Source organism: Mesorhizobium sp. CNPSo 4688 (assembly GCF_057784295.1).
In genome coordinates this window covers 1-542 of record NZ_JBWLUY010000098.1, presented here as the reverse complement: position 1 = coordinate 542, position 542 = coordinate 1, and the positions used below count along the sequence as shown (strand labels likewise).

1 rRNA gene is annotated in these 542 nt (G+C 55.0%); it reads left to right on the top strand.

Annotated features, from left to right (window positions below):
* Positions 1-542 (top strand): 16S ribosomal RNA (locus AC04SH_RS34955); the annotation flags it as partial.

The window sequence follows — 542 nt, the reverse complement described above, 5'->3', positions numbered from 1 at the left end:
CTTACAGATGGACCCGCGGCGCATTAGCTAGTTGGTGAGGTAATGGCTCACCAAGGCAACGATGCGTAGCCGACCTGAGAGGGTGATAGGCCACACTGGGACTGAGACACGGCCCAGACTCCTACGGGAGGCAGCAGTAGGGAATCTTCCGCAATGGACGAAAGTCTGACGGAGCAACGCCGCGTGAGTGATGAAGGTTTTCGGATCGTAAAGCTCTGTTGTTAGGGAAGAACAAGTACCGTTCGAATAGGGCGGTACCTTGACGGTACCTAACCAGAAAGCCACGGCTAACTACGTGCCAGCAGCCGCGGTAATACGTAGGTGGCAAGCGTTGTCCGGAATTATTGGGCGTAAAGGGCTCGCAGGCGGTTTCTTAAGTCTGATGTGAAAGCCCCCGGCTCAACCGGTGACGGTCATTGTAAACTGGGGAACTTGAGTGCAGAAGAGGAGAGTGGAATTCCACGTGTAGCGGTGAAATGCGTAGAGATGTGGAGGAACACCAGTGGCGAAGGCGACTCTCTGGTCTGTAACTGACGCTGAGG